The sequence below is a fragment of the Collinsella sp. HCP28S3_G2 genome, assembly GCF_052065125.1.
In the GTDB taxonomy this organism is placed as follows: Bacteria; Actinomycetota; Coriobacteriia; order Coriobacteriales; family Coriobacteriaceae; genus Collinsella.
Window position 1 is genome coordinate 47,178 of sequence record NZ_JBQHUO010000009.1, and the last position, 21,137, is coordinate 68,314.

General features: G+C 60.4%; 17 protein-coding genes. 16 read left to right on the plus strand and 1 reads right to left on the minus strand.

Annotated elements, in window-relative coordinates:
- Nucleotides 1-372: 372 nt before the first annotated feature.
- The 15 genes from rpsF (at nt 373) to ACTNB2_RS06500 (ending at nt 17,764) form a co-directional block, all read left to right on the plus strand.
- Nucleotides 373-666 (plus strand): 30S ribosomal protein S6, encoded by a 294-nt coding sequence (rpsF, locus tag ACTNB2_RS06430; RefSeq protein ID WP_006235831.1) that lies wholly within the window; start codon nt 373-375, stop codon nt 664-666.
- Nucleotides 667-714: 48 nt separating this feature from the next.
- Entirely contained in the window at nt 715-1,167 is a 453-nt protein-coding gene (locus tag ACTNB2_RS06435; protein ID WP_006235830.1) for a single-stranded DNA-binding protein, read from the plus strand.
- 72 nt (nt 1,168-1,239) lie between these two features.
- Nucleotides 1,240-1,506, plus strand: coding sequence for a 30S ribosomal protein S18 (gene rpsR / locus ACTNB2_RS06440; protein WP_006235829.1), 267 nt, complete (start codon nt 1,240-1,242; stop codon nt 1,504-1,506).
- A 15-nt stretch (nt 1,507-1,521) separates the two neighbouring features.
- Entirely contained in the window at nt 1,522-2,061 is a 540-nt protein-coding gene (rplI, locus tag ACTNB2_RS06445) for a 50S ribosomal protein L9 (RefSeq protein WP_154516756.1), read from the plus strand.
- Nucleotides 2,062-2,279: 218 nt separating this feature from the next.
- Nucleotides 2,280-3,677 carry a replicative DNA helicase gene (gene dnaB, locus ACTNB2_RS06450; RefSeq protein ID WP_441042237.1) on the plus strand — a complete coding sequence of 466 codons (1,398 nt, stop codon included), beginning with the start codon at nt 2,280-2,282 and terminating at the stop codon, nt 3,675-3,677.
- A gap of 92 nt (nt 3,678-3,769) precedes the next feature.
- Nucleotides 3,770-5,056 carry an adenylosuccinate synthase gene (locus ACTNB2_RS06455; RefSeq protein ID WP_427717940.1) on the plus strand — a complete coding sequence of 429 codons (1,287 nt, stop codon included), beginning with the start codon at nt 3,770-3,772 and terminating at the stop codon, nt 5,054-5,056.
- A gap of 120 nt (nt 5,057-5,176) precedes the next feature.
- Complete coding sequence (purD, locus tag ACTNB2_RS06460) at nt 5,177-6,481, plus strand: phosphoribosylamine--glycine ligase (RefSeq protein ID WP_441042199.1); 1,305 nt, start codon at nt 5,177-5,179, stop codon at nt 6,479-6,481.
- A 21-nt stretch (nt 6,482-6,502) separates the two neighbouring features.
- A complete protein-coding gene (locus tag ACTNB2_RS06465) occupies nt 6,503-7,198 on the plus strand; it encodes an NUDIX domain-containing protein (protein WP_441033470.1) in 696 nt (231 codons plus the stop codon).
- A gap of 82 nt (nt 7,199-7,280) precedes the next feature.
- The gene (locus tag ACTNB2_RS06470; RefSeq protein WP_441042197.1) at nt 7,281-9,050 is read left to right on the plus strand and encodes an ABC transporter ATP-binding protein; all 1,770 of its coding nucleotides are present in this window, start codon (nt 7,281-7,283) and stop codon (nt 9,048-9,050) included.
- A gap of 19 nt (nt 9,051-9,069) precedes the next feature.
- Nucleotides 9,070-10,035 carry a hypothetical protein gene (locus ACTNB2_RS06475; protein ID WP_427729200.1) on the plus strand — a complete coding sequence of 322 codons (966 nt, stop codon included), beginning with the start codon at nt 9,070-9,072 and terminating at the stop codon, nt 10,033-10,035.
- Between the two features lie 411 nt (nt 10,036-10,446).
- Nucleotides 10,447-11,892, plus strand: coding sequence for a glutamine-hydrolyzing carbamoyl-phosphate synthase small subunit (gene carA, locus ACTNB2_RS06480; protein ID WP_441042195.1), 1,446 nt, complete (start codon nt 10,447-10,449; stop codon nt 11,890-11,892).
- A 1-nt stretch (nt 11,893) separates the two neighbouring features.
- The gene (gene carB, locus ACTNB2_RS06485; RefSeq protein ID WP_441042193.1) at nt 11,894-15,208 is read left to right on the plus strand and encodes a carbamoyl-phosphate synthase large subunit; all 3,315 of its coding nucleotides are present in this window, start codon (nt 11,894-11,896) and stop codon (nt 15,206-15,208) included.
- Nucleotides 15,209-15,692: 484 nt separating this feature from the next.
- Complete coding sequence (purE, locus tag ACTNB2_RS06490) at nt 15,693-16,157, plus strand: 5-(carboxyamino)imidazole ribonucleotide mutase (protein ID WP_441041467.1); 465 nt, start codon at nt 15,693-15,695, stop codon at nt 16,155-16,157.
- 330 nt (nt 16,158-16,487) lie between these two features.
- Nucleotides 16,488-17,204, plus strand: a complete 717-nt coding sequence (locus ACTNB2_RS06495) for a class B sortase (RefSeq protein WP_441044790.1) — start codon at nt 16,488-16,490, stop codon at nt 17,202-17,204.
- A 143-nt stretch (nt 17,205-17,347) separates the two neighbouring features.
- Nucleotides 17,348-17,764, plus strand: a complete 417-nt coding sequence (locus ACTNB2_RS06500) for a molybdenum cofactor biosynthesis protein MoaE (protein ID WP_427717956.1) — start codon at nt 17,348-17,350, stop codon at nt 17,762-17,764.
- Nucleotides 17,765-17,870: 106 nt separating this feature from the next.
- Here ACTNB2_RS06500 and ACTNB2_RS06505 read toward each other — a convergent pair whose 3' ends face one another.
- A complete protein-coding gene (locus ACTNB2_RS06505; RefSeq protein WP_441041470.1) occupies nt 17,871-19,100 on the minus strand; it encodes a putative ABC transporter permease in 1,230 nt (409 codons plus the stop codon).
- A 297-nt stretch (nt 19,101-19,397) separates the two neighbouring features.
- Between ACTNB2_RS06505 and purF the strand changes: the two genes are divergently transcribed.
- A complete protein-coding gene (purF, locus tag ACTNB2_RS06510) occupies nt 19,398-21,068 on the plus strand; it encodes an amidophosphoribosyltransferase (protein WP_441041472.1) in 1,671 nt (556 codons plus the stop codon).
- Nucleotides 21,069-21,137 lie beyond the last annotated feature (69 nt).

The following is a 21,137-nucleotide window of genomic DNA, read 5'->3' on the forward strand; positions in this document are numbered from 1 at the left end:
TAATCGGCCCAGGCGAACTGTTCAAATGAGGTAGTTACGGACGGTCGGGAATCAAGTTTAATAATTCAAAATGTCGCGTTGTACCGCTGGTATGCATTTTGTGACCGCAGCCATGCTGCGAGCGACTTGCGGTTATCTGGCAGAAAGTCGGTATGTACCCGCCCTTGTCCTCAAATCCGTCAAGCTCTTGGACAGCATTTGGTTGGAATATGCAAGAAAGGCCGTGCGAGTATGGACATATGTGGAGGTCATGAGGTTGTAGCTGCATATTCTTGCAGCCTGGGAGGTTGAAAGATACTATTACCAAGTCTTTTCCTGCTTCAGGCGCACCTTCACGACCTGAAGCCACATTTGTCCAGAGGAGGTGACAATATGAAGGCTTATGAACTGCTGTTCTTTGTTGACCCGTCGCTCGACCCCGAGACTCGTCTCGCTGTTATGAAGCGTATCGATACCACGATCGCTGAGGGCGCTGGCAAGGTCGACTCCGTTGACGAGTGGGGCAAGCGCAAGCTCGCCTACGAGATCAACGACCTCACCGATGGTGACTACACCCTCATCAACTTCCACGCAGATCCTACCCAGATCGCCGAGCTTGATCGCGTCCTGCGCATCACCGACGCTGTGGTCCGCCACATGATCGTCCGTCGCGACGACCAGGAGTAAGACTGTCGTTTTGGACTGGGCTTGTGCCCCAAGAGGAAGTAGTGAGTAATGAGCATCAATCGAGTGAACATCACCGGTAACCTCACCCGCGATCCCGAGCTGCGCGCCACTGCCGGCGGAACCCAGGTTCTGTCCTTTGGCGTCGCCGTGAACGATCGCCGCCGCAATGCGCAGACTGGCGAGTGGGAGGACTATCCCAACTTTGTCGACTGCACTATGTTCGGCACCCGCGCCGAGGCCGTGAGCCGTTTCCTGGCAAAGGGAAACAAGGTCGCGATCGAGGGCAAGCTGCGCTACAGCTCTTGGGAGCGCGACGGTCAGCGCAGGAGCAAGCTTGAGGTCATCGTCGATGAGATCGAGTTTATGAGCTCCCGTGGTGGCCAGGGTGGCTACGATCAGGGCGGTTACGCCCCCGCAGCTCCCGCGCCCGCAGCGCGTCCTGCCGCACCGGTGGCTACGCCGCCCGCGGTCGACGTCTACGATGAGGACATCCCGTTTTAAGGGTTGTTCACCTATTTTTGAGTGAGAGGCGGCTTCGGTTCGCCGAAGTTGCCAAATGAAAGGTATTTTGACATGGCTAATGATTTTTCTGCACGTCAGCCGCGTCGTAAGTACTGCCAGTTCTGCAAGGAGAACACTGAGTTCATCGACTATAAGGACACTCAGCTTCTCCGTAAGTACATGACCGACCGTGGCAAGATCAAGCCCCGTCGCGTCACTGGCGCTTGCACGCAGCATCAGCATGACATCGCCAACGCCATCAAGCGCGCCCGCGAGATGGCTCTCCTGCCGTACACCGTCCCCGTGGTTTCCTCTCGTGGCAACCGCGACCGCGGCTAAGAAGGGAGACGCATCATGAAGGTTATTCTTCTCGATGAGATCAAGGGCAAGGGCGGCGAGGGTGACGTCGTAGAGGTCGCTCAGGGTTACGCTGAGAACTTCCTGTTCCCCAAGAAGCTTGCTGTTGCCGCCACCAAGGGCAACCTCAAGCAGCTTGACGAGCGTCGCAACAACATCGCCAAGCGCGAGGCCGTCCGTCTGGCTACCGCCAACGAGACCAAGGCTGCCCTCGAGGGCAAGCAGGTCACCGTTGACGTCAAGGTCGGCGACGAGGGCATCCTCTTTGGCTCCGTCACCGCCGCTATGATCGCTGACGCCATCAAGGATCAGCTCGGTATGGACATCGACCGCAAGCGCGTCGAGCTCGGTAAGCCCATCAAGGTTGCCGGTGCCCACACCGTTGCGATCTCGCTGTACCGCGAGATCAAGGCCGAGGTTGTCGTTCTCGTCGGCGTTACCGCCGAGGAGCTCGCTGCCGAGGCTGAGGTCGAGGAGGCCGCTGAGGTCGCCGAGGCCGAGACCGCCGAGGTCGAGACCGAGGCTGCTGCTGAGTAGCATTTGCTGCAACGCAACAATCTTGTTCTAAGAAGGGCGCTCTGGGAGACCGGGGCGCCCTTTTATTTTTTGCGCTGAGTGGGCGTCACGTCATACATTGAGATGTAGCTCCACATAAGGGACCGTTCATCCGTTTGGTTCGGTGATGATTGTTAAGGCGCGCCTCGATTTAAAGCTGTGGCTGATACTATGGATGCTCGCAAGCGATATGAATGAGGATGCTCATGGCATATGACGATAGGGAGACATGGCTGACGGTCGAGGACCGCGGCTCCAAGTTGGGTCTCCCCCAAAACCAAGATGCAGAGGCCAACGTACTGGCCGCCATGCTGCTATCGCCCGAGGTGGTCGAAGAAGCCCAGGTCGAGCTGCAGCCCGATGATTTCTACCGGCCCATTCATAAGACCATCTATACCGCGATGGTCGATATGTACAACAGTCGCATTCCCATCGACTCCATCTCGCTGATCGATTACCTGCGAAGCATCAACAAGCTCGATGCCGTGGGCGGCGAGGCGTACATTTTGGAGCTGATGGGTCAGACCCTGTCGCTCGTCAACTGGCAGCACCATGCCGCCATCGTTCGTCGCGACTCGATGCTGCGTGAGCTGATTGGCGCCACCAACGAGATTAACGCGCTGGCCTATAACGCCCCCACCGATACCAAAGAGATCGTGGAGCTGGCCGAGAGCAAGCTGCTCAAGGTTACGGCGCGCGAGGTTAAGTCGAGCTACAAGACACTGACCGAGTTTATGGTCGAGGCCTATAACGAGGCCGAGGAAGTGTGCCAGGCCGGTGGCCAGGCAGCGGGCGTGCCCACGGGCTTCCCGTCACTCGACCGCATGCTTATGGGCTTCCGTGAGGGCCAGCTCATCATTATCGGCGCCCGCCCCGCCGTGGGTAAGACCTCGTTCGCTCTAAACCTGGCACTCAATGCCGCCGCTGTGGGCTACACCGTCGGCTTTTTCTCGCTGGAGATGTCGGGCAAGGAAATTGCCCAGCGCCTGATTTGCGCCTATGCCATGATTTCGATCAGTGATTTTCGCATGGGTCGCATTAGCCCCGAGCAGTGGGCCAATATCAACGAGGCCACGCAGACCTTGTCCAAGCTCGATATTCTGATTGACGATACGCCCGGCACCACGGTGACCGAGATTCGCGCCAAGAGCCGCCGCATGCTCCACAACAAGGAGAAGGCCATCATTATCTTGGACTACCTGCAGCTGGTGAGTCCTCCGCCGGGACGCCGTTCCGAGAGCCGCACCGTCGAGGTCTCCGAGATGTCGCGTGGCTTAAAGATTATGGCCAAGGAACTCAAGATTCCGCTGATCGCGCTGTCTCAGCTGTCGCGTCAGGTCGAATCCCGTACCGGCAAGCGCCCGCAGCTTTCCGACCTGCGCGAATCGGGCTCCATCGAGCAGGACGCCGATATCGTCATGTTCTTGGACCGTTCCGCCGACGAGGCTGAGGCCTCGCGCGACGACCGACCCGACGAGGGCGTCACGCGTATTGTCGTGGCCAAGAACCGTTCGGGCCCGATCGGCGACGTCGACCTGATGTTTCTGCCGGCGTCTACCAAGTTCTATGAGCTTGATGGGGTGCATACCGAGGAGTAGGACAGGCGCCCGTTGCACGGGTATACTGGGAATGTTTTGTGCTTCTGCCCGCCGTATGGCGCGCAGACAGTCCATGTATGTAAGGAGTAAACATGCCGTCAACCGTTTTGGTCGGTGCCCAGTGGGGCGATGAGGGCAAGGGTAAGATCTGCGACCTGATCGCCGGCGACTTCGATGCCGTCGTGCGCTATTCGGGCGGCAACAACGCCGGGCATACCATCGTTGTCAACGGCAAGAAGTACGGCCTGCACCAGGTGCCCTCCGGCATCATGTACGCCGACCACGTGTCGGTGATTGGTAACGGCTGCGTCGTCAACCCCAAGGTTGTCCTTGAGGAGATCGACATGTTCGAGGCCGATGGCATCACCACCAAGAACCTCAAGATCAGCGGCAACGCACACGTGATCATGCCGTATCACGTCGACCTGGACGGCGCCTTTGAGCAGAAGCTCGGCAAGAAGAGCATCGGTACCACCAAGCGCGGCATTGGCCCGTGCTATCAGGACAAGATGGCTCGTATTGGTCTTCGTATGCAGGACATGCTGGACGAGGAGCTCTTCCGCGACAAGCTGGAAACCGCTCTTGCCCGCGTGAATCCCGAGCTCGAGCTGCTTTACGGCCTGCCCACCTACACCGTGGACCAGATCTGTGAAGAGTACCTGCCCATGGCCGAGCGCCTGCGCCCGTACATCACCGAGACGAGCCTGCTGCTCAACAACATGATCGATGAGGGCAAGACCCTGCTCTTTGAGGGCGCCCAGGCAACATTGCTCGATATCGACCACGGCACCTATCCGTTTGTCACGTCTTCTAACTGCACCGCCGGCGGCGCGATCACCGGTTCTGGTGTTGGCATGAAAAACGTCGACCGCGTGCTGGGCGTCATGAAGGCCTACATCACCCGCGTCGGTGCAGGCCCCATGCCCACTGAGCTTTCCTACGAGTCCGAGGCCGGCCATACGCTGACCGAGGAGGGCTATGAGTACGGCGTGACTACCGGTCGCCGTCGTCGCTGCGGCTGGTTTGACGGTCCCATCGCCAACTACGCCTCGCGCGTCAACGGTCTTACCGACATCGCCCTGACCAAGCTCGACGTGCTTTCGGTCTTCGACACCATTAAGGTGTGCGTGGCCTATGACGTCGACGGCGAGCGCTACACCAGCGTGCCCGAGCACCAGGTGCGCTTTGAGCATGCCAAGCCCATCTACGAGGAGCTTCCTGGCTGGAAGTGCGATATCACCGGCTGCCGCAGCTTTGAGGAGCTGCCGCAGGAGGCTCAGGACTACGTGGCATTTGTCGAGGATCTGGCGCACACGCGCGTGACGTTTGTCGGTGTTGGCGCCGGCCGCGAGCAGATCATCAACCGATTCTGGAAGTAATCGGCGTTATTTGGTTATTGCGATATACCCCTTCGCAGCCCGGACGGGCGGCCGAGGGGTATATTTGCTTGTAATGGGCCCGCATGGTTGACGGGCCGTTAATCCATAGAGGAGGCACCCTTGAAGGCGGACACTCAAACCATCGACATCCTGTTGTTGGGCAGCGGCGGCCGCGAGCATGCTTTGGCAGCCAAGCTCGCGGCATCACCGCGCGCCGGCAAGCTCTACATCGCCCCGGGCAACGGCGGCACCGCGAGCTGCGGCGAGAACGTGGTTCTCGACGATTGCGATCCTGCTGCCGTGGCGGCGTTTGCACAGAGCCACGGATGCGGACTCGTGGTGATTGGCCCCGAAGCTCCGCTCGTGGCGGGCGTGGCCGACGCCGTGCGCGCGGCGGGTATTCCCTGCTTTGGCCCGGGTGCCGAGGGCGCTCAGATGGAGGGCTCTAAGCTGTTCTCCAAGCAGCTCATGGAGCGCGCGGGCATTCCGACGGCCTCCTACGGCTCGTTTACCGACGAGGCTTCGGCTCTCGCCTATGTGCGCGAGCAGGGCGCTCCGCTGGTCGTGAAGGCCGACGGTCTTGCTGCGGGCAAGGGCGTTATTGTGGCAACCGAGCTTTCGCAGGCCGAAGAGGCCGTGCGCGAGTGCTTTGGCGGCACCTTTGGCGACGCCGGCAACACCGTGGTTATCGAGGAGATGCTCGTTGGCCCCGAGTGCTCGCTGCTGGCCTTTACCGACGGCAAGACCGTGCGCCCCATGGCCACCTCGCAGGACCACAAGCGCGCGCTTGAGGGCGACCTTGGTCCCAACACGGGCGGCATGGGCGTCTACAGCCCGGTGCCCATCGTGACCGACGAGGAGCACGCCACCATGGTGAAGGTCATGGAGCAGACCGTGGCCGAGCTCGCCGCCGAGGGCATCGATTACCGTGGCTGCCTGTACGGCGGCTTTATGCTTACCCCCGCCGGCCCCAAGGTGCTGGAGTTTAACGCCCGCTTTGGCGACCCCGAGACGCAGGTCGTGCTGCCGCGCCTTAAGAACGACCTGGTCGAGGTCATGCTTGCCTGCGCTAACTGCGAGCTCGACCAGATTGAGCTCGATTGGCGTGACGAGTGGGCGGTGGCCGTTGTCCTGACGAGCGCGGGTTATCCCGGCAGCTACGAGAAGGGCAAGGTCATCACCGGCATCGAGGATGCCGAGGCCATGGAGAACGTGACCGTGTATCACGCCGGCACCGCCGTGGTGGACGGCCAGCTCGTGACCAACGGCGGCCGCGTGCTCGCCGTGACCGCGCTGGGCGACACGTTCGAGAACGCTCGCAACCTTGCCTACGAGGCTTGCGAGAAGATCGATTTTGAGGGCAAGACCCTGCGTCACGACATTGGCCTGCGCGCGCTGCGCGGCCGCGACGCCTGGGATGCTTAAAATCCGAGAGGAATGAGACGGATGGACGAGAAGAACGAAGAGCTCGTGGACGCGCAAATCGTCGAAGAGGACAGCCACATGTATGGGCACGCCGAGGGCGAGCCTGGTGGCGAGGTCGCTGACGAGCCGGCGCTGGTGCTGGGCGACGACGACCCGCACGATGCCGAGCTGCACGAGAAGATTCTTTCGGAGGAGTGCGCCTGGAAGGGCAAGATCCTCGACGTCCACCGTCTTGAGGTTGAGCTGCCCAACGGTCACCGCAGCGCCCGCGATATCGTTCGCCATCCGGGTGCGGCGGCCGTTGTGGCGCTGACCGAGAGCGGCAAGATCGTACTGGTGCGTCAGTACCGCACCGCCATCGACCGCGTGACGGTTGAGATTCCCGCCGGCAAGCTCGACCCAGGCGAGGACCCGCTCGATTGTGCCAGGCGCGAGCTGCATGAGGAGACGGGCTTTAAGGCCGGGCGCATTCGCTTTTTAACGTCGATTGTCACGACCTGTGGTTTTTGCGACGAGATTATTCACATCTACCTGGCCACCAAGCTCGAGTTCGATGCGCCCAACCCCGACGATGACGAGTTTGTCAACGTTGACCTGGTGCCGCTGCACGAGCTGATCGATGCCGTGCTCGACGGCAAGATCGAGGATGCCAAGACCGTCGTGGGCGCGCTTGCCTGCGACAGCATCGCGCACCGCCTTGGTGGTTCTGAGCTGTAACGAGTGGGGATAGCCCTGGGACAAGTACTACTGATTGCTTTGTCCCAGGGTCTTACGTTGCTGATATTTCTTTGAGGATCACATGCTGAAGCGTTTTCTGTCTTACTACAAGCCCCAGATGGGGCTTTTTGTTGCCGATACCATTTGCGCCCTGGTGCTCGCCGCCATTGACCTGGCGTTTCCCATTATCCTGCGCAATCTGTGCGGCGGGCTGTTTACCCAGGGCCAGACTGCCATTATGCAGGCGATCGGTATGATCGCGGTGGGACTGGTGCTGATGTATGCCACCCGCTGCGCCTGCCGCTACTTTGTGAGCTATTGGGGCCACGTGATGGGCGCGCGCATGGAGTCCAAGATGCGTGAGGACTTGTTCGATCAGTACGAGCGTTTTAGCTTTGCGTACTTTGATCGCAACAGCTCGGGTGACATGATGAGCCGCGTGGTCAACGACCTGTTCGATATCTGCGAGGCGGCGCACCACGTGCCCGAATGGATCATTATTTGCGGTATCGAGATCATTGGCTCGTTTGTGATTCTGTTTACCATTGCGCCGGTGCTCGCACTCGCCATGGTCGTGGTGACGGCGGTGTTCGCGGTCATTATGTTTTGGCAGAATATGCGCATGCGCGAGGTCTTTAGCGATAACCGCAAAAAGATCAGCGGCATCAATGCGCAGCTGCAGGATTCGCTGGCGGGCATGCGTGTGGTCAAAAGTTTTGCCAATGAGCAGACCGAACGCTCTAAGTTCCGTGCCTCTAACGATCGCTACCTTTCGTCCAAGGAAAACATGTATCACGCCATGGGCGTCTACACCGCGACGTATGGTCTGCTCTCGGGCGTGCTCTATGTAATCGTGGTGCTGCTGGGCGGTTGGCTCGTTGCCCAAAGCCAGCTGCAGGCGGTCGATATGGCAACCTTCGCGCTCTACATTTCGCTGTTCTGCACGCCGCTTGAGACGCTCGTCAATTCGGCCGAGACGTATCAGAAAGCCATCGCCGGCTTTAAGCGCATGGACGAGGTGCTCTCGACTGTCCCCGATATTCAGGATAAGCCGGGTGCTGCGGATCTGCAGGTGACGGCCGGCGCTGTTGAGTATCGCGACGTGTGCTTTAGCTACGAGGATGTCGAGCTGGGCGCGGGCGACGGGACGCGTCCCGTTATCGACCATATGGATCTGTCCATTAAGCCCGGTCAAACCATCGCTTTGGTTGGTCCCTCGGGTGGCGGCAAATCAACGACTTGTTCGCTGTTGCCGCGCTTTTACGACGTTGCCGCCGGCTCCATTAGCATTGACGGCCAGGATGTGCGCGACGTGACGCAACGTAGCCTGCGCCAATCCATCGGCCTGGTGCAGCAAGATGTCTATCTGTTCGACGGAACGATTGGCGAGAACATCGCCTATGGCAAGCCGGGCGCCACGGCAGAAGAGGTCGCCGAGGCGGCCCATCGCGCCAACATCGATGCTTTTATCGAGTCGCTTCCGCAGGGCTATGACACCGTGGTGGGCGAGCGCGGCAGCCGTCTTTCTGGTGGTCAAAAGCAGCGCGTCGCCATCGCGCGCGTGTTTCTCAAAAATCCCAAGATCCTTATTTTGGATGAGGCGACCAGTGCTCTGGATAACGAGAGCGAGGAGGCGGTGCAGGAGTCGCTCGAGCGCTTGGCGCGTGGCCGCACCACGATCATCATCGCTCACCGTCTCTCGACCATTAAGCATGCCGACGAGATTGCGACGGTTGAGCATGGTCGCGTTGTGGAACGTGGCACGCACGAGGAGCTTCTCGCCCGTGGCGGCACTTATGCCCGTTACTATCGAATGCAGTTCGAAGGTGCGCGTGCGCACGAGCTCGACTGATTGATATGACAGGAAGGTTATGGCTGATAAGAACCATCTGACTCCGGAAGAAGTGACGGAGTTATTCTCCGAAATCGATGCATCCGGCGTCTTGGATCCTACACTCGCCAAAAAGCGTACCGAGCGCATGCGCGAGAAAGAGTCTGCCGTCAAACGCGGTGACAAGGCGACACTGGCGCGGCTGCGCAGCGAGGATCGCGCGAGCCAGGCAAAACATATCGACCCGCTGTCCGAGGACGATCCTTCGGGTTCGCAGGTGAGCCATACCATTACGAAAACTGCCATGGTCGTGGTTATCGGCATCTTGGTGCTGATTGTGGGCATGCAGATCGGCTACGGCGTGATGCGACGCCTGAACACCGCGAACCTCTCCGAGAGCGTTTCGGTGGATACCGTCTCGACCGCGCTCAAAGGTGGACTTGAATGGGGCAACGGCTTTACGCAGTTCCCGCTCGATTTTACCGTCGACGAGGCCGACGAGGGTACGGGCACGGTTGAGGTGACGGTGCTGGACACGTCTTCTGCCAATGAACTAGAGTTGCTGTCCAACGGTCAGATTCAGGCGGCGGCGCTCGCAACCAATGCCCTGCTCAACGACAAGATTGACCGTGTGGTGTATAACGTCCACGCCTATATCGACGAGGACAGCAGGATTCAGCATGATTCCTTCTTTGGCATGTTTCCCGCCCAGGGCCACCAGAGTGCCATCCTGACGTTCGTCTGGACCAAGAGCTCTTCCAACGCCACCAATATCGACTGGAAGATGCGTATCGTGAGCATGGATGACACCATTGCCGAGCGCATTCAGAAACAGGTGAACTCGGTATCGTCGCTCATCGAGGACCCGGCGGTGAGCCAGACTAAGATTGACGAGGAAAAGGCCGAACGTGACCTGGAGCACCGCCTGCACGGCCGCGAGATTTTCCGTGGCGGCAAGCTTGGCCGCACCCCGTCCGAATTACTTGAGCAGGACAAGCAAAAGTAGTCCGCAGCCACATAGAACGATGACATCCCGCGTGAGCCGCAAGCCCACGCGGGATGATTTTTCTGGGACGGGGATTAAAAAATTATTCTGTCATGTATGCGGTTGGCGAGTAGTCAATTTGGGACGGGGCTATTTTAGCTACCCCGGCTGGTGGCACGACGGTTAGGTTGATTGACGGACGGGGCAGCTAAAATAGCCCCGTCCCAAATTGACTACTCAGCGACAAAGCTCTGCTTTCAGAATGATTTTTTAATCCCCGTCCCAGAAAAATCATTATGCATAAGAAGTCATAATTATCATTTTGTAAACAATTCTATGTAATTAAGGCCATAAGGCATACTTACGGTTAGAATACCGCGAGGCCTAACTACACACCTTTAAGCCGGTCCCGAGAGACCGGGAAGGAGAACTATGGCGAACAACCATATTGCGGGCGCTGCCGCCCGCACCATCGCGCCCAGCGAACTGTGCCAGCGCATGCTGGCCAAAACCAGCAAGGGTGCTTGCGGTCCCTGCATCCTGTACCTTGAGGATGGGACCATTTTTTATGGCCGTGCATGTGGTGCCGAGGGCACCGCGACCGGCGAAGTCTGCTTCAATACCTCACTCGAGGGTTACTTTGAGGTTATGACCGACCCGAGCTATGCTGGCCAGATCGTTACCATGACCTATCCGCAGATTGGCAACTATGGCATCGACGAGACCGATGTCCAGTCCGCCTTCCCCGGCGATGACGTACGCCCTGCGAGTGCTCCCGCCATGCGCGGCATGATCGTGCGCGACATGTGTGCCACGCCTTCTAACTGGCGCTCGGCCGTCAGCGTGCCGGAGTACCTGCGCGCACACGGCATCGTCGCTATCGAGGGCGTCGACACCCGAGCCCTGGTGCGCCACCTGCGCGACAATGGCTCCAAGATGGGCATTATCTCGACTGAGGTCCTCGACATCGACGAGCTTGCCGAGCGCTTGGCCTCTGCTCCCACGCTGGTGGGGGAGAACCTGGTCAAGACCGTGAGCTGCCCTGCGCCCCATCCGTTCGCCGGAAGCGATCTGCCTGCCGAGCATGGCTTTGCGCTTGCGGCCCCCGCTCCCGCCCGCCACAACGTGGTCGCGTACGACTGCGGTGTCAAGCGTGGCATCCTGGAGGGTCTGGTCCGTGCTGGCTGCGCCCTCACCGTCGTGCCGTGGGATACACCCGCGCGTCAGGTACTCGACATGAATCCCGATGGCGTCTTTTTGTCCAACGGTCCCGGCGACCCCGATGCCGTGGTAGAGACCTACGAGCAGGTGCAGCAACTGATCGGCAAGGTGCCCGTCTTTGGCATTTGCCTGGGTCACCAGATGATCAGCTTGGCATGCGGCGCCCAGATGGAAAAACTCAAATTCGGTCACCGTGGCGGTAACCAGCCGGTTATGAACCTGGTCAGCCGCCGCGTGGAAATTACCGCGCAAAACCATGGCTTTGGCCTGCTGTTCCCCAGCTTGGGCAAGCTTGTCCCCGAACTTTCGGGCGGCGAGACCGAGCATGCGGCCGACGGCGATCTGCGCGTCTGGGCGCGCCGTGGTATCGCGCCCGTCGTGATGAACGAGCGCTTTGGCCGCATTCGCCTGACGCACGTGAACCTCAACGACGGCACCGCCGAGGGCATTCAGCTGCTCGACGCCCCGTGCTTCTCGGTCCAGTACCACCCCGAGGCCTCGCCCGGCCCCACCGATGCCCACTATCTCTTTACCGCCTTTACGCGACTCATGGACGGCGAGGAGAACTACCTGGACATCGACACCGCGAAGGACCGCCTGCAGGGCTGGAACTTTGCCGACGAGGGTTCCGCCACGACCGAGACCGAGGAGAACTAACATGCCTAAACGTACTGACATCAAGCGCATCCTCGTCATTGGCTCGGGCCCCATCGTCATTGGCCAGGCCTGCGAGTTCGATTACTCCGGCGCCCAGGCCTGCAAGGTGCTCAAGGAGGATGGCTTTGAGGTCATCCTGGTCAACTCCAACCCGGCGACCATCATGACCGACCCGGGCCTGGCCGACCGCACCTATGTCGAGCCCATCACCGCCGAATTTATCGAGCGCGTGATCAAGAAGGAGCGCCCGGACGCGCTGCTGCCCACGCTGGGCGGCCAGACCGGTCTGAACGCCGCCGTCGAGCTGGCAAAGGACGGCACGCTCGACCAGTACGGCGTCGAGATGATCGGCTGCGACCTTGCCGCCATCGAGCGCGGCGAGGACCGCAAGCTCTTTAACGAGGCCATGGCCGAGATCGGCCTGGAGGTCGCGCGCTCGGGCTATGCCTACAGCGTGGCCGACGCCGAGGCCATCGCCGAGCGCGTGGGATATCCCTGCGTGCTGCGCCCGAGCTTTACCCTGGGCGGCGCCGGCGGCGGCATCGCGCACACCCACGAGGAGCTCGTCTCCATCGTGAGCCAAGGCCTTGAGCTTTCGCCCGCCCACGAGGTACTGGTCGAGGAGTCCATCGAGGGTTGGAAAGAGTACGAGATGGAGGTCATGCGCGACCACGCCGGCAACGGCATCATCGTGTGCTCCATCGAGAACCTCGACCCCATGGGCGTGCATACCGGCGACTCCATCACCGTGGCGCCGGCGCAGACCCTCTCCGACCTTGAGTATCAGCGCATGCGTGTCGCCTCGCTCGCCATTCTGGAGAAGATCGGCGTCGAGACCGGTGGCTCCAACGTGCAGTTTGCCGTGAACCCGCAGACCGGTCGCCTGATCGTCATCGAGATGAACCCGCGCGTGAGCCGTTCGTCCGCACTGGCCTCCAAGGCCACGGGCTTCCCCATCGCCAAGGCCGCCGCTCGCCTGGCCGTGGGCTACACGCTCGACGAGATCGTCAACGACATCACCAAAGCCACGCCTGCCTGCTTTGAGCCCACGATCGACTACTGTGTGGTCAAGGTGCCGCGCTTTGCCTTTGAGAAGTTCAAGGGTACCGACCCCACGCTCACAACGCGCATGAAAGCCGTGGGCGAGATCATGGCGATCGGCCGCACCTTTGAGGAGGCCTTTGGCAAGGCCATGCGCTCGCTGGAGGACGGACATCAGGGCATTTGCGCTGGTGGCAAGGAAGGTGCCGATAAGCTGAGCGACGACGAGCTCGCTCGGGCCGTGGGCACCCCGACTGAGCACCGCATCTTCTTTGTGGTCGAGGCCCTGCGTCGTGGCTGGGATGTCGCGCGCATCCATGCCATCTGCGGCATCGATCCGTGGTATCTCAACCGTATCAACGATATGGTGCAGGTCCAGGAGAGCATTCGCGGCCTGCGCGTGGAGGACATCGACGCCGACGCGATGCGCCTGCTCAAGCAGTATGGCACGAGCGATGCCGAGGTTGCCGCGCTGACCGGCTCGGACGAGCGCTTTGTTCGCGCTTACCGTAAGGGCCTGGGCGTGGTTCCCAGCATGAAGACGGTCGACACCTGCGCTGCTGAGTTCTCGAGTGCCACGGAGTATCACTACAAGACCTACGAAAACATCTACCGCACGAGTCCGGTCGCCAAGAAGTGCGTTGCCCCTGACGAGACCACGCCGGCAGATAAGCCCAAGGCGATGATTCTGGGTGCCGGCCCCAATCGTATCGGCCAGGGTATCGAGTTTGACTACTGCTGCGTGCACGCGAGCTACGCGCTGGCGGCCCGTGGCTTCGAGACCATCATGGTCAACTGCAACCCCGAGACCGTCTCGACCGACTACGACACGTCCGATCGTCTGTACTTTGAGCCGCTCACCTACGAGGACGTCATGGACGTTATCGATGTTGAGCGCCCCGACGGCGTCGTGGTGACGCTCGGCGGCCAGACCCCGCTTAAGCTGGCGCGCATGCTCGAGGAGAGCGGCGTGAACATCATGGGTACTAAGCCCGATGCCATCGATTTTGCCGAGGACCGCGAGCGCTTTGCCGCCCTGCTCGACAAGCTGGGCATTATGTACCCGCCGGCGGGTCAGGCCACCTCGTTTGAGGAGGCCGAGGCCGTGGCCGCGCATATCGGCTACCCGCTGCTGGTTCGTCCGAGCTATGTGTTGGGCGGCCGCGGCATGATGATCGCCTACGATGCCGAGCATCTGCACGATTACATGGCCGAGGCTGCCCGCATTAGCCCCGACTACCCGGTGTACCTCGACCGCTTCCTGGAGGGCGCGATCGAGTCCGATGTCGATGCCCTGTGCGACGGCGAGGAGGTCTACATCGGCGGTATTCTGGAGCATATCGAGGAGGCCGGTATCCACTCCGGTGACTCCGCGACTTGCATTCCGCCGTTTAGCTTTAGCGAGAGTCTGCAGGCGAAGCTCCGCGAGACCACGCGCCGCATCGCGATGGCGCTGGGAGTTCGCGGCCTGGTCAATGTGCAGTATGCCATCAAGGGCGAGACCGTCTACGTGATCGAGGCCAACCCGCGTGCCAGCCGTACCGTGCCGTTTATCTCCAAGGCCACCGGCGTGCCGCTGGCCAAGTGCGCGGCGCGCATCATGGCGGGCGATTCCATCGCGAGCCTGGGCCTGCCGAGCGACGAGCGCCAGCTGGACTGCTTCTGCATGAAGGAAGCCGTTATGCCCTGGGGTCGTTTCCCGGGAGCCGACGTTATCCTGGGGCCCGAGATGAAGTCGACGGGCGAGGTCATGGGCATTGCCAAGAGCTATCCCGAGGCATATGCCAAGACGCAGCTGGCTATTGACTACAAGCTGCCTGATCCCAGCAGCGGCAAGGTATTCATTAGCGTGTGCGACCGCGACAAGCGTCACATCCTTTCGGTCGCGCGCATCCTGCGCTATCTGGGCTTCGATATCTGCTCCACCGAGGGCACGGCGCGCGTGCTGCGCGGCGGCAACGTGACGTGCGAGATTGTGGAGAAGATCAGCGGCCCGCACGACGGCGAGCGTCCCAACATCGGCGACCTGATTGCCGACGGCAAGATCGCGGTGATCATCAACACGCCGTACGGTCCGGGTTCGCGCGGCGACGGCTATCTGTTGCGCACCGAGGCGGTGCGCCGCGGCGTGACCTGTGTGACGGCGATGTCTGCCGCCAACACCTACGTGAGCGCTATCGAGGCGGTGCGCGAGGACCAGCAGGGCCACGGCAGCGCCAACGACATGGGCATGGACGTCATCGCCCTGCAGGACCTGCCGCAGTACACGGTGTAATGTGACCTGGTCGGCCGGGGCGGGAGGGGCCGAGATTTCCCCCTTTCGCTCCGGCTGCAAGCAGAGTCGCTCAGGAGGAAACTCGGCCCCTCCCGCCCCGGCCTGCGGTGACTTTGCTGCACCGTGTGCTGCAGAAGGGGCTTTGCGCGATGACTGGGGCTGAATAAAATTGAGTGTGGGCGCCGTCTTTGTTTCGAACGACGGCGCCCACGTTATGTAGGAGGGACTTTCAGCCTCGTCAACCTCCCATTCCAAACCAAATCAGCCAACGTACGTCATGGCAATTCCCGGTAGGTCGAAGGTGCTCTGCGGCGGCCCGGTGTTTTCATCTGAACGACTTTGCGTAGCAACCGGAGTGAAGATGAAAACACCGGGCCGCTGCAGAGCACCCACAGACCGCAGGGACGGGAGCGGCTATACTACTCTCAGTAGTTAAGGGTCGCGGATTGGCCGCGTCACCGCTCTCAACAGGAGGTCTTTGTTTATGGCAGATCAAAAGCCGGTTGTCGGGATCATCATGGGTTCCAAGTCCGATCTGGGCGTTATGGAAGGCTGCACCGCCGAGCTCAAGGCGCTGGGCGTGCCCTATGAGCTCGTGATCGCAAGCGCGCACCGCACGCCGGCGAAGGTTCACGAGTGGGCTTCGACTGCTGCCGATCGCGGTATCAAGGTGATTATCGCCGCCGCCGGCAAGGCCGCTCACTTGGGCGGTGTCGTGGCTGCCTTTACGCCGCTGCCGGTTATCGGTGTTCCTATGAAGACGAGTGACCTGGGCGGCATGGATTCGCTGTTGTCGATGGTGCAAATGCCTTCGGGCGTGCCCGTAGCCTGTGTTGCCATCAACGGCGCCAAGAACGCCGCTATCTACGCCACACAGATTCTGGGCGCTTGCGACCCCGAGTATCGTACGGTCATTGAGAAAATGAAACAGGAGATGGCTGACGCGTAAGATCGCCACCATTCCTTTTGTGCCATAAGGAGAGTTATGTCCGACTATCAGGGAAAACGTTTTAGGTCCTCTCAAATCCCCGACCCTTCAAAGCCCGCTGACAGCCGTGCGCCTCAGCAGGGTCGGGCATCCTCTCCCCAGCATGCCCGTGCCCCACGCCCCGTGGTGCCGACAGGGCAGCGCCGCCAGCACCAGAATACGCCTGCCGCATACCGTCCTTCGGCGTATAGCACGGCGAAATCGCCGCAGCGTACTACGCCACCGGCCCATAAGGACTCGGCGGGACATGTCCAACAGCCGCGCAAAAAACGTCGGTCGATTTTCCCTATCTTGCTCATCATTGTCGGAATCGGATTGATTGTTGCCGCAGCGGCTATCTACATCAATGCGCAAATTGGCTACAAACAGGCAAGCGACTCGTATGCAAAGATCGAGAAACAATATGTGAGCGATAAGGATGGCAGCGGCATCCCCGTCGTTGATTTTGATGCCCTTGCGCAGACGAACCCCGAGATTGTCGGCTGGATTTACGTTCCGGATACTACTATCAATTATCCGGTGGTTCAGGCCAACAATAACTCCAAGTACCTCAACACGTTGTTTGACGGTACATCCAACGCTTCCGGTGCAATTTTCCTGGACTGCGACGATACGGCCCCCGGTATGGTGGACCAGCAGACCACGATCTATGGCCATCATATGAACGACGGCTCGATGTTCAACATTATTTCGGACACAACCGACCAGGCAAAGTTCGATAGCATCGAGTATGTGTACTACATTACGCGCGACGGTACGTATAAGCTGAGACCGCTGGCGACCAAGGTGGTTGAGGATACGTATGCCAAGGCGCGCGCGACCAACTTTGAGGGCGACGACGGGCTGACGAATTATCTGTCCGAGATGCTCGATGGCGCCTCGGCCGTGGCAAACGATGCGACCGACCGTGCTGCCTCGGCAACTAAGGTTGTAACGCTTGTGACCTGCCGCTCACTGTCATTTAGCAATACGCGCGCCGTCATGGTGCTCACACCGGTCGAGGAATAAGTGGTTCGAGAGTAGCTAATTTGGGACGGGGCTCTTTTAGCTACCCCAGTCACCTAACCCAGCAAAATCATTCTGCATGCCCGCGGTAGCTAAAAGAGCCCCGTCCCAAATTAGCTACTCGACGACGGAAAAAAGGGGAAGCGATGCTTGAAAGTGGCAAATTGATGCCTTCGGTCGATGCGTGGCTGCGCGAAGCCAAGGCCGACGCTTCTGCGCCGGCGTGTGGCATGTACCTGACGCACAATGGCGTGGTGCGTGCGACACCCAAGTCCGAGGCGCGCGGTGTCGAGACCGATGGTGTGGCGCCGGGCCACAAGGTGGGCGGCATGGTGTTTGGCTTCGATGCCGAAAAGGTGCAGGCCGCTATCGAGTCAACGCGCACGATGCCGGGTATCGGCTATGTGCGCGTATGGCTGGCGAGCGGCGAGCTTGCCGTGGGCGACGACATCATGCTCGTGCTCATTGGCGGAGACATTCGCCCGCATGTGGTCGATGCCCTGCAGGCGCTCGTCGGCACTATCAAGAACGAGTGCGTGAGCGAGGTCGAGCGCGAAGCGTAACGCCTAGCCGGCAACCCGTGTACGTCTATAGCAAAAGCCCGCTGGCAGCTCATGTAGATCTGCCAGCGGGCTTTGGTGTGTTGGGGCTGTTTTGTGCCGGCGCTCGCTACACGCGTGTGGCGTCCTTGGGGCTCATGGTCATGCTCTGGAAGCGATTTTCCATATACTCGTTATCGAAGTACTTTCCGTAGAACTGCGCAACGGGAATATCGCTGGCCGTGCCGTTGACACGCTGGTACCAGTAGTCGAGCGATTGCAGCGTCATGACGCCGTCGACCAGCATGATGATGGTAAAGATGACGGTGGCTGAGTAGCGACTCTTCCAGGGAATCATGTTAATGAGCTTGAGCAATCTGGGCAGCAGCAGCTTGATCCAGATGAGTCCGCCCAGACCCCACAGGCAGGCGAAGCCCGTGCAGGTGCGACCGCCCGTAAGCACGGCGAGCGGATCGGGCATGCCAAAGAGCTTCATATGCGAGTAGCTCCACGAGACCACACCGAACGAGGTCTGCATAAACCAGCCCACAAAGACCTCAAAGCTTGCGCCAAGCAGGGCGCTCACTAAAAAGATAATGATGGGGTTCTTTTTGTAGAAGCGGTTGAGCACCATGGTCATGAGTACGGCGCCAAATCCGTAGATGGGGCTGAAGGGGCCAAATAGCATGCCGGCGCGGTTCTGGTAGACGCCTGGATCGTCGACCGTCATGTGCCAGATGTTCTCCAGGATCAGGCCGAGCACGCAGCAGACAAAGAATACCCAAAACAGGTTGAAGTAGTTGAGCTTAATGTAGCCCTCGCCGGTCTCATCGCGGCCGAGCATGCCCTCGGCGGCGGCGTCGCGATCGAGCATCTCCTGCAGGCGGCGCTGCAGTTCGCGCTCCTGACGAAGCGTTGGGTCAACAGTGGCCGAAAGCGCGACGAGGATGCCGAGCTGGATGGCGGGGCGCAGCAAGAACGGCCCGATACCCTGGAGCATCACGTCGACCAAAAGCTCAACGACGGTAAGTGCGATAAGGATATAGGACAGGCGCGCGGCGTTACGGCGCTGGTTCTTGATGAGGTCCAGGCCAAAGATGATCAAGATGACCGCGCTCGCCGCCGAGAGCATGATGCCGGCGACGATAAGGCCGACCGCGACGAGCGTGTTGTCGCCGAGCTTGGCGGCGGCGTTGCCGTTGATGAGCGCGGTGATGACCTGCCACATAAAGGCGCCGACCGAAGGGAGCGTGCCTACGCCGGACAGGATGCACAGGACGGCGTACACCTTAATGATGAGGGGAATCTTCTTGACCTCCGTGGCGCTGGGGACGCTGGGGTCGAGTTCGTTTCGATCCATACGGAACCTTTCTCGTTTTGTTGTAGGTTACAAGGATACGCCGCCGACCTGCTAAAAGACAGGACGAATGGCCCAATTGCAGCAATGTAAGCCCTAACGGTGGGCGAGACGCGTCGCGACGGAAACATACGGGACCGTTGGCCCCGAGGGCGGGTTGCCCGATAAAATGTTTGGCCGCAAAACGGATTATAAGCTCGGTGGGCTTTTAAAAACCGCTGTTCATGCGCGGGAGTGCTTGTCTTGCCGTGCGTATAATAGGGCAGGTAACGCCAAATAACGAGGCTCTGAGGGGATGCCATGTCTCAAGAAACCATCCGCGCGGCCGAGCGTGCTACGGGACGGGTGACGACCATGTCGACGTATGATCCGGACTCCGACCAGCTGCATGAGGAATGCGGCATCTTTGGTGTGTGGGCACCCGATCGCGACGTGGCTCGACTGACGTACTTTGGTCTGCGTGCGCTGCAGCATCGCGGCCAGGAATCGGCGGGAATCGCCGTGGGCGATGGCGGCACGGTTATGGTTCGCAAAGACCTGGGACTGCTCGATCGCGTGTTCTCCAACGCCGACCTGTCGACGCTCTCCGGCCAGTTGGCTGTGGGCCACGTGCGCTATGGCACCGCCGGCGCCAAGAGCTGGGAAGCCTCGCAGCCGCATCTTTCCACCATCAACAGCGTCATCATCGCGCTTGCGCACAACGGCACCCTGGTTAACACTGACGAGCTGCGCCGCCAGCTGATCGAGCTCGGCGTGCCGTTCCTCTCCAATTCGGATTCCGAGGTCGCGACCAAGCTCATTGGCTACTTTACCCAGCGTACGGGCCACCTGCGCGAGGGCATTCGCAAGACCATGGAGCTCGTGCGCGGCGGCTACGCCATGACGCTCATCAACGAGCAGGCACTCTACGCTTTCCGCGACCCGCATGGCATTCGTCCGCTGGTGCTGGGCAAGCTCGTGGACGAGGGCCTGGACCAGGCCGACGCCGCATCCGTTTCGCAGCTACCGTCGCAAGACGACGCCGCGACGGTCGACGCTGCCGCTCATGTCACGCGCGCTGGCGGCTGGGTCGTTGCCTCCGAGACATGTGCACTCGATATCGTGGGCGCCGAGTATGTCCGTGATGTCCGTCCCGGCGAGATCTTGCGCATCAGTGCCGAGGGCCTGGTATCCGAGCAGGGTGTGCCCGCTGCCGAAGAGCCCGCTAACTGCATCTTTGAGCAGGTCTACTTTGCCCGCCCCGACTCCATCATGAATGGCAAGAGCGTCTACGCCTGCCGTTACGACATGGGTCGTCAGCTGGCACACGAGGAGCCCGTCGATGCCGACCTGGTCATCGGCGTGCCCGACTCCGGTCTGCCGCCTGCGGAGGGTTATTCGCGCGAGAGCGGCATTCCCTTTGGCGAGGGCCTCATCAAGAATCGCTATGTGGGCCGTACGTTTATCGAGCCCACGCAGGAGCTGCGTGCCATGGGCGTGCGCATGAAGCTCAATCCATTGCGCGACAACATCGAGGGCAAGCGCCTGGTCGTCATCGACGACTCCATTGTTCGCGGCACCACCATGGTGCAGCTCGTCAAGATGCTGCGCAACGCCGGCGCCAAGGAGATTCACATCCGCATCAACTCGCCCGAGGTCATCTGGCCGTGCTTCTACGGCATCGATACCGACGTGCAGTCGCAGCTCATCAGCGCTAACAAGACGGTCGATGAGATCTGCAAGTACATTGGCGCCGATTCGCTGGCCTTCCTTTCGGTCGAGGGCCTGCTGAAGGTCATGCCCAAGGGCGGCTACTGCGATGCGTGCTTTACCGGCCGTTATCCCGTGGCGATTCCCGAGAGCTTTGGCCGCGACAAGTTTATGGAGGGCTTTAAGCCCCGCAACCTGGATAAGCCGCTGCACTTTGGTGACGACGCCGTGGTCGAGAAATACGATGACCGCAGCTGGGAAGAGAAGCACGGCGAGGCCTAGAACCTGCCATTTAGGGACAGGTTCATTTTGGTAGGTTTTACCTGATGTTTTGTTGATTTGGCGGCGCGC